We start from the raw sequence: 13,861 nt of genomic DNA, 5'->3' as shown, positions 1-13,861 counted from the left end.
ATTTATGAAAAAACCAGTTATTGGGATTACAGGAAACGAAAATGCTCATCCTGATGATGAGCTTATGATGAGCTATGCTGCGAAAGGCTTTGTTGAAGGAGTCAAGGAAGCTGGGGGAATTCCCATTATCCTACCAATTGGTGATCAAGAAATGGCTAGTTACTACATTGGCTTGATTGATAAACTCATTTTAACTGGTGGACAAAATGTCGATCCAAAGTTCTATGGTGAATCAAAAACGATCGATAGCGATGACTACCACCTTCAGAGAGATATTTTTGAGTTAGCTCTTATAAAAGAAGCCATTAGACAGAAGAAACCAATTTTTTCTGTTTGTCGAGGCACCCAGCTCTTTAATGTGGCTATGGGTGGGTCTCTTTATCAAGATATTGAAGACCATTGGCAGGATACTTCAGCCGAGTATACAACTCAACGTTTAGTCACCGAGCCTGATACTATTCTTCGAGAAATCTATGGAGAAATCTCCCATATCAACTCTTTCCACCATCAGAGTATTAAGGATCTAGCTCCAAATCTCAAGGTTGTAGCTCATGATCCTAAAGATGGAATTATCGAGGCTGTTACAACAACGGATGGTTTCCCTTACCTCGGTGTTCAATGGCATCCAGAATTTCTCTTTGAAAATCGCCCCAAAGATAAAACACTTTTCGACTATGTTGTCAATGAATTGTAAAACCTGTATCATATACAGGTTTTTTATACCAGGTCCGTCTTCTCACGGTAACTAAAATAATCGGAGTGTGAGACGATAAGATGATCCAATAAGACCAACCCCATTAATTCGCAGGCTTCTTTAACAAGCTTCGTAACATGGTCATCATTTCTACTCGGCATGACAGCACCAGATGGATGATTATGAACCAGAATCACAGATGTTGCCATATGCTTTAAAGCATAGTGGAGAATTTCCCGTGGTTCAGCAATACTTCTAGTAGCTGATCCGATAAAAATGGTTTGCTGATGAATGATTTGATTTTGAGTATTAAGATAGAGCGCCACCAGGTGCTCTTGTTTTTTATCTCCGAGCTCAGCTTGCATCTTTTTAGCCAACCTTTGACTACTGAGAATACTCTCTGCCTCAATGGTTTCTTGTTTATGAATACGATGGCCCAGTTCAATCATGGCTTGCAACTCAATAGCTTTTACTCTCCCGATTCCTGATAAACTCTGCAGTTCTTGCAAGGTCATTTTTTTTAACTCAGTTAAACTGTTCAATTGAGACAATACTTTCTGTGCAATTTCAAAAACAGTCGATTGACGAGTCCCTGTTCGTAATAAAATGGCTAGTAATTCCTGATTGCTCAAACTCTCTACTCCTTCTGTCACCAAGCGTTCCCTTGGCAAGAGCGAATCTTCTTGAAATGAAATACTGTACATAAAAATCCTCCTCACTTTATTATTCGTGAGAAGGATGCTTAATTCGATAAAAACTAGTTATTTTTAGATTTTTTCAAGCGCTAGTCGTAAATCTTCAATCAAATCGTCAACATTTTCAAGACCGATTGAGAGACGGATTTGATTTTTAGTTACTCCTGCTGCTTCTAGATCTGAGTCTGACAACTGAGCATGTGTTGTAGTTGCGGGATGAACCACCAATGATTTAGCATCTGCTACATTGGCTAGGTTTGAAAAGATTTCTAAACTGTCAATTACCTTACGAGCTTCTGCTTCTCCACCTTTAACATGGAAAGTAAAGATTGAACCAACACCTTTTGGTAAATATTTCTCCGCCAAGGCATGGTAAGGGCTATCAGCTAATTTTGGATAGTTAACTTTTTCAACCTTTGGATGGTTAACAAGGAAATCAACGATTTTTTCAGCATTTTGAACATGGCGTTCAACACGTAGAGAAAGTGTTTCAAGCCCTTGCAAGAGCAAGAATGAGTTAAATGGTGAAAGGGCAGCTCCCATATCGCGAAGCAATTGAACACGAGCAGCAACGATAAAAGCTGCAGCACCAACATCACGAGTATAGCTGATATTGTGGTAACTTGGATCTTCTTCGACTAATTGAGGGAATTTCCCTGAAGCTGCCCAGTCAAACTTCCCACTATCAACGATAACACCACCGATTGTTGTACCATGACCACCGATAAACTTAGTAGCCGAGTGGACTGCGATATCTACACCGTGAGAAAAGACATTGATAAGATAAGGCGTTGCAAAAGTATTATCAGCTACCAAAGGAATCTGATGTTTATGAGCAATTTCAGCTATTTTTTCAATATCAGGAATGTTGATAACTGGATTACCCAAAGTTTCAATCAAGACAAGTTTGGTATTATCTCCAATCGCTGCTTCAACTTCTTCTAAATGATCGATATCAACAAAAGTTGTGGTGATTCCGTAACGAGGAAGGGTTTCTTTCAAAAGGTTAAAGGTCCCACCGTAGATAGTTGAAGCTGCAACCACGTGATCACCTGCGTGAGCAAGTCCAAGGATAGTATAAGTAAGAGCCGCCATTCCAGAAGCTGTGGCTAGGGCTCCTACACCACCTTCAAGAGCAGCAATACGTTCTTCAAAGGCTGAAGTTGTTGGATTGGTAATACGAGTATAGATATTTCCAGCTTTTTGAAGGGCAAAAAGGTCTGCACCCTCCTGTGTATCTTCAAATACAAAAGATGTTGTTTGGTAAATTGGTACAGCACGAGATTTGGTAGTAGCATCTACCACTTGTCCTGCATGCAATTGCAGAGTTTCAAATTTAAATTCACGAGTCATCATCAGACCTCCAAAGATTTCATTAGGTTTATTGTATCACCTATTTCACTAGGTTACAAATACAACTTTGTTATATATTGGAATAAGAAATAGCTATGGCTGATTGAGAAAAATAGCAATCTTTTATTAGAATTGTAGAACTTTTTTCAGATAGTTTAAAATGTTTGTTTTCACTTCTCACATACTTTATAATGAATATGAAGGAGAAGACTATGACAGAAATTACTCATGAAATTGATTCAAACTTCGCAGGGCGTTTAAATATCTTGCGTGCTGGTGTACTAGGAGCTAATGATGGGATTATTTCCATCGCAGGTGTTGTTATCGGGGTTGCCAGTGCGACAAGTAATATCTGGATTATTTTCCTCTCAGGCTTAGCCGCAATTCTTGCTGGTGCTTTTTCTATGGCTGGTGGCGAGTATGTATCTGTATCCACTCAGAAAGACACTGAGGAGGCCGCTGTAGCCCGCGAACAACTTCTTTTAGATAAGGATTTGGATGCTGCTAAAAAATCCCTCTATGCTGCTTACCTACAAAATGGTGAGTGTGAAACTTCAGCTCAACTTTTAGTCAATAAAGCTTTTCTTAAAAATCCACTTAAAGCCTTAGTTGAGGAAAAATACGGAATCGAGTATGAAGAGTTTACAAATCCTTGGCATGCTGCAGCATCTAGCTTCATCGCTTTTGTTCTTGGTAGTTTACCACCAATGCTTTCCATTACCATCTTTCCAAGTGACTATCGCATTCCTGCTACTGTTTTTATCGTTGCGATTTCTCTATTAGTTACCGGCTACACTAGTGCCAAACTCGGGAAAGCCCCAACAAAAATAGCCATGATCCGTAACCTTTGTATCGGTTTGTTGACTATGGGAGTTACCTATCTATTCGGACAGCTGTTTAGTATTTAAGAGAAAAAAATGATGCTGGGTAAAAACTAGCTTTAAAATAAAACCGCACAGTGATTTCAGTCTTGAATTCCATCAAGAAGAAAGAAATACTGTGTGGTTTTTTGAATAATAGATATTTTAGTGGCTGGATTCTTGACTAATTTTGTGAAATTCATAGTCATGAAGGTGAATCCTATCTCTGTTTCGACTGCTTGTTTATTCCTAACACGTACTCTTCTAAAGCAACAAATAATCTATGCTCTACCATTTTCAGGGTTCATTTGAGCGATTTTATGTCCAGAGAACACTTAAAGAGCATAAGCGAACAGTGCATTTTCATAAACATAGCTGAAAAAAATCAGGGCAACCAGTATGAGAGTTTTCCTATAGAAACATTTAACTTGGGATACTGTCAACAAATAAACTAATTATTTAATATTCATGAATTGTTAGAATATAACAGAACAAAATTACTTCCAAACTCAACTGATTTATGTTATAACCTGTAAACATTATCAGGATTTTCTATGTGTTCTTTGTTACTGTAATTTTAAAGCATGACATGAGAAAGTGATTCTTTCTGAACCTCTGAAATATCAAATGACGCAACATTTGCTCGATTATTGATAAACATAAATTGATGATGCGATAGACCTAACTTTATATACACATGATACACATAAGTAAACTGAATGTCATTGTCTTCTTCAGGAGTATTTGTAAGTTTTATCAACTAAAAAGCGCGATTATTAAGATAAAATACTAGGATTAAAAATTGACTTTTTTTCTATCAAAACAGGCAAATAAATCGCAATCACTTACTTTTTTCTTTAAAAGATTCATATATTTTTTTATATACCACTTTTATATCTTTTTTCTGAGAATTCAACTCTTCATTACCGTAGTCAAAATTTGCTACTACAAATCCCTCGTCAGCATTAGAAAAAGTAAAAAATTCTATTCCAATGAGTTTATTATGCTTAGAGTCCTCAATAGTGTCTCCTAAATTATTATTAAATTGCTTCACTTCTTCTTCACGAACTCCGAACCCAGAAGCAGCACCATTTGCAATGATGTTTGAAAATACTTCTTCTGAAGACACTACTTCTTTCACAGTTATGATGTATGTAGCTTCTTCCGTTTCTACTTGTTTCACTTTATTCCATTTTTCTGTATCACTAGAAGAAACCGTAAAAACTGTTAACTCCAACGTTGGTTTATTGGTATTCTCTTTTGAGATCATTTGTTTTCTAAAAAAGAAGAAGGCAAGTAACCCAGCTACAAAGATCAAAGCAATATAAATTATCTTTTTCATACATTATCCCCTATATCTTTCATATCAATGATCACATCAACTTTGTTATAGACAGCTGGATCATGCGTCGCTATAATAACATATTTGTCTTCATCTCTTTCATTTAATAATAAACGAATGATTTCTTTTCCAATCTCACCATCTAAAGCTCCTGTGGGTTCATCTGCTAAGATAATTTTACGTGGTTTCATTAACATTCTGGCAATAGCTACACGTTGAGCCTGCCCTCCAGACAATTCATATATTTTTTGATGTAAATAGTCACTTGACAGTCCTACTTTTTCAAGTACATCAGTTATTGTTTTTTTGTCTTTAGTGATAAGTTTCAGATTATCATATACTGTTTTGTTTTCGATTAAAGAATAATTTTGAAATACATATCCAACAGTATTTTTAAAAAAAGTTCTTTCTTTTATCTTCCAAATATCCTGTTTATCAACTAAAACATTCCCACTATCAATTTTTTCTAATCTTCCTATAATATTAAGAAGGGTGCTTTTACCAGATCCGGAACCTCCAATCAATGCATAACTTTTTCCAGATTCAAATCTTAAATTTAAGTCTGTAAAGATCTTCTTTGAGCCGAAACTTTTTGAAACGTTCAAAAGGTCAATTGTCATGTTTCATCTCCTTTTAAAATTTTAGTATAGCTTTCAGATAATTTTCTAAAACTCATGATTATTGACAACATCAAAACCAGCAGAGAAGCAAGACCAATATATAGCAACTCTATTTGACCTGTCATAAGAAATGTAAATAGGATAACCATTGTAATAGTCATCATAAAATACTTGAGACTTGAAATTGCTATATATGTTTTTGACAGACCCAAAATGATTTTCTTCACATATTCATTCTGTTTTAGGGCAATATAAAGTTGGACATATTGATAAATGAGTATAAAGACAATACTGTAAATTATCTTCTGCAAGATTTGTGACAGTAGAATTTGGTGCTCTAAGGACTGGATCTTTAATTTCACAATTTGGTAAACATCTACTGGATTCATTGAAACATTCAACTGGCTAGCCATCTCATTTATTTTCTTTACCGCTTCAGGACTAAAAAGAGACTTATGTGTTATATTACTAGCTAAAGAAAACTGGTTGTTTTCAATCATTTTGTCCGTATCTAACACAACAACAATATTATCTTTACTATCTGCTACACTTGCGATCGGTAAAAACTCTTTCATTTTATGATTATCATCAGCATCCTCATTGAAATAAAAAATTTTTTCCCCATCAGGAATTATTTGTACTGCAAGCTCTTCTTTTGTATAGTTTGTTCCAATAAATTGTTCTGCTACAACTGTATTTTCAATAGATTTCTGGTTTTCTTTCCATTTCTCAGGAATATAGATGGTTGCTATCTTATTATCTAAAAGATGATAGTTTGTTCCATTCACTTTATTTTGTAGGTTAGCACCTGTTTGATTGATATAAATCAACTCTTTATTTATTTCTGGATTCGTTATTCCGTCATTTTCTAATTGTTTAGAAAAGTCTTCCATAACATGTGAAGTTTTCATGAAATCTGGAACATATGCCGAAGATCGGTCAATATATAAGAAATCTAAGTTTTTTAAGGCAGCAGCTATCTGTAGATACTTACCATCCGAATCATTAACTTCTCCAGTTTTGGCAGAGTTATTTTCAATTCCAAGGAACTCAATCCTTCTCCAGTCTTTTACTGTGTCCCATGGTACTAAATTCTGTATCTGGATGTTAATACTGGATTGACTACTCTTTGTTTCTTGTAAAAAAATTCCTGAGATAAGGATGATAATCGAAATAATAGCAAGCCATACGATAAAAATAAGCTTGTTTTTCGCCTTGTTTTTGATAATTTCAATGGGCTTTTCAACCTGAATCGTCAACCAAAATAAAACAAAGGTGATGAGATCAATGATTTGAAATAGTATAAAATTCGTTAAAAGAAGAGAGAAAAATAACTTAGAACTATAGGTGAAGAAACCATTTCCCAAAAAAGAACTGTAAGAAATCATCAATAAAGCCATCATAATCAGTTCAAAAATAAGAGAAATGCCATACTCTCTTCTAAGGTCGTATACAGGCAATCCCAAAGAACGTCGTATCACTCCTTCTTTAATCTGCCTCGTTCTAACAACAAATAACACAACTAATAAAGTTAAGTAAATGGAGCTCATTAACAGTATTCTTAAAGTTCCAGTAAATTGTAAGATTCCTCCTATATACCAAGGATAAGCCATATATACTGTTTGCAACCCCGTCATCGTAAGTGGTTTCAAACTATCTATATCCATTTTCCCAAGGGTGTAATACATCCCTATTATTGGTGCTGACTTTAATTGTTCATTATTTACATCATCAAAATTTACATACTTCAACTGACCAGAACTCTGAACGATTGGTTTGTAAATGGTAACTTTTTCCGTTTTTGATAAGTCACGAAGCATTTCGTATATTTCGTTATTTGAAAGATTGCTTTTTCCTTGAATAGAAAAAGCACCATCAATTGGTAAAGGTATGGGAGTTTCGGTATCGCTGATAGTGACCAGACCAATTGCAGCGATCAAACAAAAGAAAAATCCAATAGTACATAATTTTAATTTCATAAGCATTTACCATATTACAAAAGACCCTAACTTATAATCGGCTCTCTTGTTTTCATAAATTATTTTTAAAATCTATAATAATCTCAATATGCATTTAAGCGAAAATTGTTTCAAGATTTTTTCTTGAAATGTCTATCTATAATCTTTTTATCGTGAACTTTAACGTTCCCCAAATATTCGTTGGGGTTAATACTAAGACTCCTTGACAAATATTTTTTATTATATTTGAACAATTCTACGATAACTTCTTGAAGTAATTATAAAGATTAGTACATAGACTAAAGCAAAGATACCACAAATGGTAAGAGTTACGCTTAACATCATAGCTGTATCTACTACACCAATGACCTTGAGGATCAAGCTTAACATACGATATGCAAATGCTAGATGAAGGAAGGCAAAGATTACAGGGAGGAAGAAGACAGTCAAGATCTGCTTGTTAATGGTTTGCTTGATTTGTTTTTGATCCAAACCAACCTTTTGCAGGATGACAAAGCGTTCACGGTCTTCATAACCTTCTGAGATTTGTTTATAGTAGATAAGCAGTACAGTACCTATCATAAAGATGATAGAGAGGAAAATACCAATAAAGAGGACACCTCCATAGAGAGCATTCATTTGGGCAATTGCATCACTTGAACCATTACCCCCGTAAACCATAGCATCTTCACTCTTGAGATTATGGCTAAAATTATTTACATACGCATCAAAATCATCAGATAGCTTTAATTGTTCCTCTAGACTTGCGGTGACATCCATACCACCGTAGAACTGAGTGTAGACAGCAGAATCTTGGTACTGATCCAAAAAGCTTTGAAGATCTGGTACAACTAGGTAGTTAAAATCTGAAACTAAAAGGATATAGAGATTGGAAACATGGTTAGCTAAAAAATCTTGCTGGATTTCTTGCTTGATACTATACTCCTGACTGTTAAGACTAAATGATTTCTGACCTTTTAGTTGGTTATTTTTAGCCCAAAGACCTACTTCATTACCAGTAAGATTTAGCTTTTGTCCAGTCATTTTTTCATAGTCTTTTTGATCAAATACTAGAAAAACTGTCTTAGGTAATTCCGTGATTTGTTCTTTAGTCATGATGGTTAATTTAGTTCCATCTTGACTAGAAAGGCCAAAGCTAGCATAGCTAAGAACGTCTTTATTGCTAATCGTCAAGTTCTTTTCACTGGCATATTGAGTCAATAGTTGGTCTAAATTCTCAACTTCAATATTATTTCCCTTAGCCTTAACATCGAAATCATGAGGATACATGATATTTTTTATATTTTCAGAACCGTTGTAGATACTGGTTGCTGCTGACATAGTAACCAAAACCATGGTGGAGAGGATGGCAATGGTTGCTAAACCGACAGCGTTTTTCTTCATACGGAAGATAAGGTTAGAAACAGAGATGAGGTTATTTGGTTGGTAGTAATAACGCTTGTTTTTCTTGAGTAAGTGTAAGAAAACTGTAATACCCGCATTGAATAAGAGGTAGGTCGCAACAATTACCAACAGGACGGCTATAAAGAAAGTAACAGTCGCTGAAACTGGATCTTTTACGCTTTGTGCTAGATAGTAGCCACTACCTAGTGCAATTAGCCCTAGTAAAGTTTGAAGGACTAAGAAACGTCCCTTCTTCTCCCCTTTTACTTTTTCACGAGATAGTTGCAGAGCATCCATACGGATGATACGTAGGGTATTTAGAAACACAAGGACTAAAAAGATAAGACCAAATACTAGAAGAATTGAAAGGACTACGGACCATTGAAAGGTTGCGACTAGCTCTACCTTCATCTTTGAAAGTTTAAGCAATATAGCAAAGATGAGATTGTCAAAGAGGGCACCAATCCCAATCCCAGAAGTCACTGTTACTAAACCAAATATCAGGAGCTCCTTGAAGGTCATACCAATTAAATGGCGCTTTTCTAGTCCCAACATACCATAGACACCCAGTTCTTTTGAGCGATTTTTCATGACAAAACTGTTGGCATAAAATACGATAATGGCAGATGCGAGTGTCACTACGACAAGCCCTAGTTGTAGGGTAAATTGAATAGCGGATGCACCACGCAAATCACCAATTTTAGGATTAAAAGCTACGGAATAAAAGAGATAGCTGATAGTGACTGCCAAAATGACAGACAAAGCAAAGGGATAATAGAGTTTGCGGTTTTTGATTAAGTTGGATATGGCCAACTTATTGGTTAGTCGAAACATATTAGTTCACCTCACTTGCCATAACAGTCAAGGTATCAGAAATTTCTTGGAACATCTGACGTTCAGTCTTTTCACCACGGTGGATTTGATTGTAGAGAATGCCGTCCTTGATGAAAAGAACACGTTTTGCACGGCTAGCTGCTGCTGTTGAGTGGGTCACCATAAGAATGGTTTGTCCTTGCTCGTTGATCTGATCAAAGATATCAAGGAGGGCTGCAGATGATTTAGAGTCTAAAGCTCCTGTTGGCTCATCAGCGAGGAGAATTTCTGGCTCAGTGATGATAGCCCGTGCAACTGCAACCCGTTGTTTTTGCCCTCCAGAGATTTCATAAGGGTACTTCTCCTGCAATTGATTGATGCCCAGATTTTCGGCCGTCACGACCAATTTTTTCATCATTTCTGTAATAGGCTTTCTAGACAATACCAAAGGGAGTAAGATATTGTCTTTAACAGAAAGCGTATCTAACAAATTGAAGTCTTGGAAGACAAAGCCTAACTTTTCACGACGGAAGCTTGATGCTTCAGAATTTTTAATGGTAGCTGTGTCAGTTCCGTTTAGGAAGACCTGCCCACGCGTTGGCTTGTCAAGCATAGCAAGAATATTGAGTAGGGTTGATTTACCAGAACCAGACTCACCCATGATAGCAACGTAGTCGCCTTTTTCAACGGTAAAGTGAATATCTTTCAGGGCTTCTACTTGGTTGCCTTGAAAGCGAGTTTTATAAATCTTTTGAACGTGTTTTACATCTAATACTGTCATTTTAACTTCTCCTTTTTAATATCCCATTAATTGAAACTGAGCTTGCATCATTTCGATGCCGATTTGAACTCGCTCGATATCCTTTGGACTCGGCTTACTTGTTTGTTTCTTTTGTAAAATTGTTTTCATAGTATTGCTACTTTATCTTTCTGATATAAGTGTACTCTAAAAAAAGAGTTGGTTCCATAACATAACCTTACAAAAGAGGTCTGTAATCTTACATTTTTGTAAGATTGGATTATTTTTTTGATATGAACTACTATTAGTTTACCACAAATTTTTAAGCAAAAGAAAAACCCTTGATACTACAAGGGTTTAATACTTCAAATGAATGGTAATATGGTTACCAAAACCAACCTTCGTCATCATTGATAGGTTTGGCTTCTTTAATCTTGCGTGGGCCTGTTCCATACATTTCAGCTTCGATATCTTCTTTTGTTGGTAGGATCGAAGCTAGGATAATGTAGATAATAATCCCGAGTCCAAAGTTTGCGATTGTAAAGATTGCAAAAAGGAAACGAACTAGGGTTACATCAAGATTCCACTTATCAGATAGACCTGCAAGAACACCTGATATCATGCGATATCTTCTCATTTTATAAAATTTTGTATTCATAATTTATTCCTCTTTCGGATTTCTTAATCTTAGTATAGCACTAAGCTAGATTTGCTACATCAGTCCTTAGGCCGATTTAACAAGAAGAGCTTTCCACGACAGAGACCACAACGATAACGCTTGGTATCGATTTTTCGCTTTCTTTGATAGATTTGCTGACAAGACTGACAAGCATAGACTAAGCTTGGTTTTTGATTGGAACTTGACAAGGGAGGAACAAAGCGGAGACCGTCTACCTCTTTTAAAAGTTGCTTAAAGGCTAAATCCTTATGCTGATAGCCCTTGCCTTCAAAGTAAAGATGGTAATGGCAGAGCTCATGACGGACAATTTTCCGAAAAACCTCTAAATCAAGTTCTTGATAGACTTTGGGATTGAAATCCAAATGACCATCCTTAGGGAAAAATCGCCCACCTGTCGACCGTAGACGAGTATTCCATTGAGCTTGGTGTTTGAAAGGTTTTCCAAAATCCTCTAAAGAGACCTGTTTAACGTAATCAGTTAGATTCATTTGGAGCTAGGAGCGACAGATTCACTTTTTCGCGGTCAGCATCGATTTTTTTAACCCAAACGGTTACCAAATCGCCGACCGATACTACTTGACTTGGATGTTTGATAAATTTCTTACTCATGTGAGAAATATGAATGAGACCATCCTCATGGATACCGATATCAACAAAGGCACCGAAGTCAACGACGTTGCGCACAACTCCTTCAAGTTTTTGCCCAACTTGTAAGTCTTTGATATCCAAGACATCCTGGCGAAGAACTGGAGCGTCAAAAGAGTCACGGAAATCACGACCTGGTTTGAGAAGGTCTGCGATAATATCTTTAAGTGTTTCTTGACCAAGGTCTAGCTCTTGGGCCATTTCCTTGATTGAAATAGATTTGAGTTTGGCTTGCGCTTCTTCATTTAGGTCTTTAATGTCCAAACGTTTGAAGAGTTCCTTAACAGCAGCATAGTTTTCTGGGTGAACACCTGTGTTATCAAGGATATTGCTGCTTTCAGGGATACGGAGGAAACCAGCAGCCTGCTCAAAGGCCTTAGCACCTAGTCGAGGAACTTTCTTGATTTGGGCTCGTGAAGTGATTTTTCCTTCTTCCTCACGGTACTTAACGATATTTTCAGAGATGGTTTTGTTTAGTCCTGCAACATGTGAAAGTAGGGCTGGACTAGCTGTATTGATATTGACACCAACTTGGTTAACGACTGTATCAACAACAAAGTCCAGACTCTCAGATAGTTTTTTCTGACTAACATCGTGCTGATACTGGCCAACACCGATGGATTTCGGGTCAATTTTAACCAATTCAGCAAGTGGATCTTGCAAACGACGAGCAATGGAGATAGCAGAGCGTTTTTCAACAGTTAAATCTGGAAATTCCTGACGGGCAAGTTCACTAGCTGAGTAGACAGACGCACCACTCTCATTAACGATGACATAACTAACTTCTGGAAAATCCTTGAGCACTTCGGCGACAAAAGCTTCACTTTCACGACTGGCAGTTCCATTTCCGATAGCAATGATTTCAACACCGTATTGGCCAATCAAATCTGCTAAATCACGTTTAGCTTCTTCAATCTGACGAGCTGAAGCTGGTTTGACTGGATAAATGACTTGTGTCGTCAACATTTTCCCAGTCGCGTCAACGACCGCAAGCTTAGCCCCTGTACGAAAGGCTGGGTCAAAACCAAGAACCACGCGCCCTTTTAGTGGTGCTACGAGAAGGAGATTACGAAGGTTTTCTGAGAAAAGTTGGATAGCACCTTCTTCTGCCTTTTCTGTCAATTCAGTACGAATACGGCGCTCGATAGCTGGTAAGACTTTTTTCTTAACAGACTGCTGAACAACTTCATCAATATAGGCATTTTTAACCTTAAAACGAGCAGCAAAGAAAGCCTGTATACGTTCGACCGCATGCTCAAAACCAATCTTCAAAATGCCTAACTTCTCACCACGATTAAGGGCAAGAGTACGATATCCCTGCATGTTAGCAACCGTCTCTGAGAAATCGTAATAAATCTGAAAGACTTGCTTTTCATCAAGACTCTCGTCTTTAAGTTGAGATGTAATCTTAGAATGTCTAAGGACCTCTTGATAAGTCATTGAACGTAAGTTGACATCCTCAGAGAGAGCTTCGACCAAAATATCAACTGCACCCGCTAAAGCATCTTGTGGAGTTTCGAAACCTTCACAAACAAATGTTTCTGCTTCTTTTTCTAGGTCAGAAACATTTTGCAGGATTAGGCGAGCAAGTGGGAAGAGTCCCGCCTCACGCGCAATCGTTGCCTTGGTGCGACGTTTTTCCTTATAGGGAAGATAGAGCTCTTCAACGTCTGCGAGTTTTTCAGCAGCTAAGATGGCTTCTTCTAACTCTTTGGTCAACTTACCTTGCTCTTGGATCTTAGCCAAAACTGCTTCCTTACGGTCATTGAGGTTGGTAAGACTTTTATCAAGGTCGATAATAGCTTTAATAGCCACCTCATCCAAACTACCAGTCATGTCTTTCCGATAACGAGCGATAAAGGGAATGGTTGCTCCTTCTGCTGTCAAAGACAAGACCGTATCAATTTGCTTTAAGGTTACACCCAAATCTTGGGAAATTTTTTCATATTTTTTATCCATGAGACTATTATACCATAAGGAAGAAAGCTTGTTTTCATTAATGTCACAGTTAGCTTGGTATTTGTTGAAGATAAAAATTCATTTGTCTTGTCAATTTAAA

12 protein-coding genes and 1 pseudogene are annotated in these 13,861 nt (G+C 36.9%); 2 read left to right on the top strand and 11 right to left on the bottom strand.

Annotated features, from left to right (window positions below; genetic code table 11):
- Positions 1 to 4: 4 nt before the first annotated feature.
- The gene (locus tag PCY08_RS04910; RefSeq protein ID WP_301559623.1) at positions 5 to 694 is read left to right on the top strand and encodes a gamma-glutamyl-gamma-aminobutyrate hydrolase family protein; all 690 of its coding nucleotides are present in this window, start codon (positions 5 to 7) and stop codon (positions 692 to 694) included.
- Between the two features lie 23 nt (positions 695 to 717).
- Here PCY08_RS04910 and radC read toward each other — a convergent pair whose 3' ends face one another.
- Entirely contained in the window at positions 718 to 1,398 is a 681-nt protein-coding gene (radC, locus tag PCY08_RS04905; RefSeq protein ID WP_301559622.1) for a DNA repair protein RadC, read from the bottom strand.
- Between the two features lie 63 nt (positions 1,399 to 1,461).
- Entirely contained in the window at positions 1,462 to 2,742 is a 1,281-nt protein-coding gene (locus PCY08_RS04900) for an O-acetylhomoserine aminocarboxypropyltransferase/cysteine synthase family protein (protein ID WP_301559621.1), read from the bottom strand.
- 212 nt (positions 2,743 to 2,954) lie between these two features.
- On the opposite strand from PCY08_RS04900, the gene PCY08_RS04895 reads away from it, so the two are divergent.
- Positions 2,955 to 3,650, top strand: a complete 696-nt coding sequence (locus tag PCY08_RS04895) for a VIT family protein (RefSeq protein WP_301559620.1) — start codon at positions 2,955 to 2,957, stop codon at positions 3,648 to 3,650.
- Here the strand turns inward: PCY08_RS04895 and PCY08_RS04890 are convergent.
- The 9 genes and pseudogenes from PCY08_RS04890 to PCY08_RS04850 form a co-directional block, all read right to left on the bottom strand.
- Positions 3,640 to 3,868, bottom strand: a pseudogene (locus PCY08_RS04890) (IS5/IS1182 family transposase); the annotation flags it as partial. The gene PCY08_RS04895 and the pseudogene PCY08_RS04890 sit on opposite strands and share 11 nt — an antisense overlap.
- Before the next feature lie 575 nt (positions 3,869 to 4,443).
- On the bottom strand, positions 4,444 to 4,944 hold the full coding sequence (locus PCY08_RS04885; RefSeq protein WP_049509211.1) for a hypothetical protein: 501 nt from the start codon (positions 4,942 to 4,944) through the stop codon (positions 4,444 to 4,446).
- The gene (locus tag PCY08_RS04880) at positions 4,941 to 5,564 is read right to left on the bottom strand and encodes an ATP-binding cassette domain-containing protein (RefSeq protein WP_075228579.1); all 624 of its coding nucleotides are present in this window, start codon (positions 5,562 to 5,564) and stop codon (positions 4,941 to 4,943) included. Before PCY08_RS04880 ends, PCY08_RS04885 begins: the two co-directional genes overlap by 4 nt.
- Positions 5,561 to 7,543, bottom strand: coding sequence for an ABC transporter permease (locus PCY08_RS04875; protein WP_301559619.1), 1,983 nt, complete (start codon positions 7,541 to 7,543; stop codon positions 5,561 to 5,563). Before PCY08_RS04875 ends, PCY08_RS04880 begins: the two co-directional genes overlap by 4 nt.
- Before the next feature lie 219 nt (positions 7,544 to 7,762).
- The gene (locus PCY08_RS04870) at positions 7,763 to 9,760 is read right to left on the bottom strand and encodes an ABC transporter permease (protein WP_301559618.1); all 1,998 of its coding nucleotides are present in this window, start codon (positions 9,758 to 9,760) and stop codon (positions 7,763 to 7,765) included.
- 1 nt (position 9,761) lies between these two features.
- Positions 9,762 to 10,520, bottom strand: a complete 759-nt coding sequence (locus PCY08_RS04865) for an ABC transporter ATP-binding protein (protein ID WP_301559617.1) — start codon at positions 10,518 to 10,520, stop codon at positions 9,762 to 9,764.
- 343 nt (positions 10,521 to 10,863) lie between these two features.
- Positions 10,864 to 11,136, bottom strand: a complete 273-nt coding sequence (locus tag PCY08_RS04860) for a PspC domain-containing protein (RefSeq protein ID WP_301559616.1) — start codon at positions 11,134 to 11,136, stop codon at positions 10,864 to 10,866.
- 59 nt (positions 11,137 to 11,195) lie between these two features.
- Positions 11,196 to 11,645, bottom strand: coding sequence for a SprT family protein (locus tag PCY08_RS04855; RefSeq protein WP_301559615.1), 450 nt, complete (start codon positions 11,643 to 11,645; stop codon positions 11,196 to 11,198).
- Positions 11,632 to 13,761, bottom strand: a complete 2,130-nt coding sequence (locus tag PCY08_RS04850) for a Tex family protein (RefSeq protein ID WP_301559614.1) — start codon at positions 13,759 to 13,761, stop codon at positions 11,632 to 11,634. Before PCY08_RS04850 ends, PCY08_RS04855 begins: the two co-directional genes overlap by 14 nt.
- Positions 13,762 to 13,861: the final 100 nt, after the last annotated feature.

The sequence above is a fragment of the Streptococcus sp. SO4 genome (assembly GCF_030440055.1).
GTDB classification, from domain to species: Bacteria; Bacillota; Bacilli; order Lactobacillales; family Streptococcaceae; genus Streptococcus; species Streptococcus nidrosiense.
Note: the sequence above shows the minus strand (reverse complement) of the source record. Positions and strands in the feature narration are given on the sequence as shown.

What these genes read in the sequence shown, in the direction of transcription:
- PCY08_RS04900 (WP_301559621.1), bottom strand. Translation starts at nt 2,742, where the DNA reads ATGACTCGTGAATTTAAATTTGAAACTCTGCAATTGCATGCAGGACAA.
- PCY08_RS04865 (WP_301559617.1), bottom strand. Translation starts at nt 10,520, where the DNA reads ATGACAGTATTAGATGTAAAACACGTTCAAAAGATTTATAAAACTCGC.
- radC (WP_301559622.1), bottom strand. Translation starts at nt 1,398, where the DNA reads ATGTACAGTATTTCATTTCAAGAAGATTCGCTCTTGCCAAGGGAACGC.
- PCY08_RS04880 (WP_075228579.1), bottom strand. Translation starts at nt 5,564, where the DNA reads ATGACAATTGACCTTTTGAACGTTTCAAAAAGTTTCGGCTCAAAGAAG.
- PCY08_RS04860 (WP_301559616.1), bottom strand. Translation starts at nt 11,136, where the DNA reads ATGAATACAAAATTTTATAAAATGAGAAGATATCGCATGATATCAGGT.
- PCY08_RS04875 (WP_301559619.1), bottom strand. Translation starts at nt 7,543, where the DNA reads ATGAAATTAAAATTATGTACTATTGGATTTTTCTTTTGTTTGATCGCT.
- PCY08_RS04895 (WP_301559620.1), top strand. Translation starts at nt 2,955, where the DNA reads ATGACAGAAATTACTCATGAAATTGATTCAAACTTCGCAGGGCGTTTA.
- PCY08_RS04850 (WP_301559614.1), bottom strand. Translation starts at nt 13,761, where the DNA reads ATGGATAAAAAATATGAAAAAATTTCCCAAGATTTGGGTGTAACCTTA.
- PCY08_RS04870 (WP_301559618.1), bottom strand. Translation starts at nt 9,760, where the DNA reads ATGTTTCGACTAACCAATAAGTTGGCCATATCCAACTTAATCAAAAAC.
- PCY08_RS04855 (WP_301559615.1), bottom strand. Translation starts at nt 11,645, where the DNA reads ATGAATCTAACTGATTACGTTAAACAGGTCTCTTTAGAGGATTTTGGA.
- PCY08_RS04910 (WP_301559623.1), top strand. Translation starts at nt 5, where the DNA reads ATGAAAAAACCAGTTATTGGGATTACAGGAAACGAAAATGCTCATCCT.
- PCY08_RS04885 (WP_049509211.1), bottom strand. Translation starts at nt 4,944, where the DNA reads ATGAAAAAGATAATTTATATTGCTTTGATCTTTGTAGCTGGGTTACTT.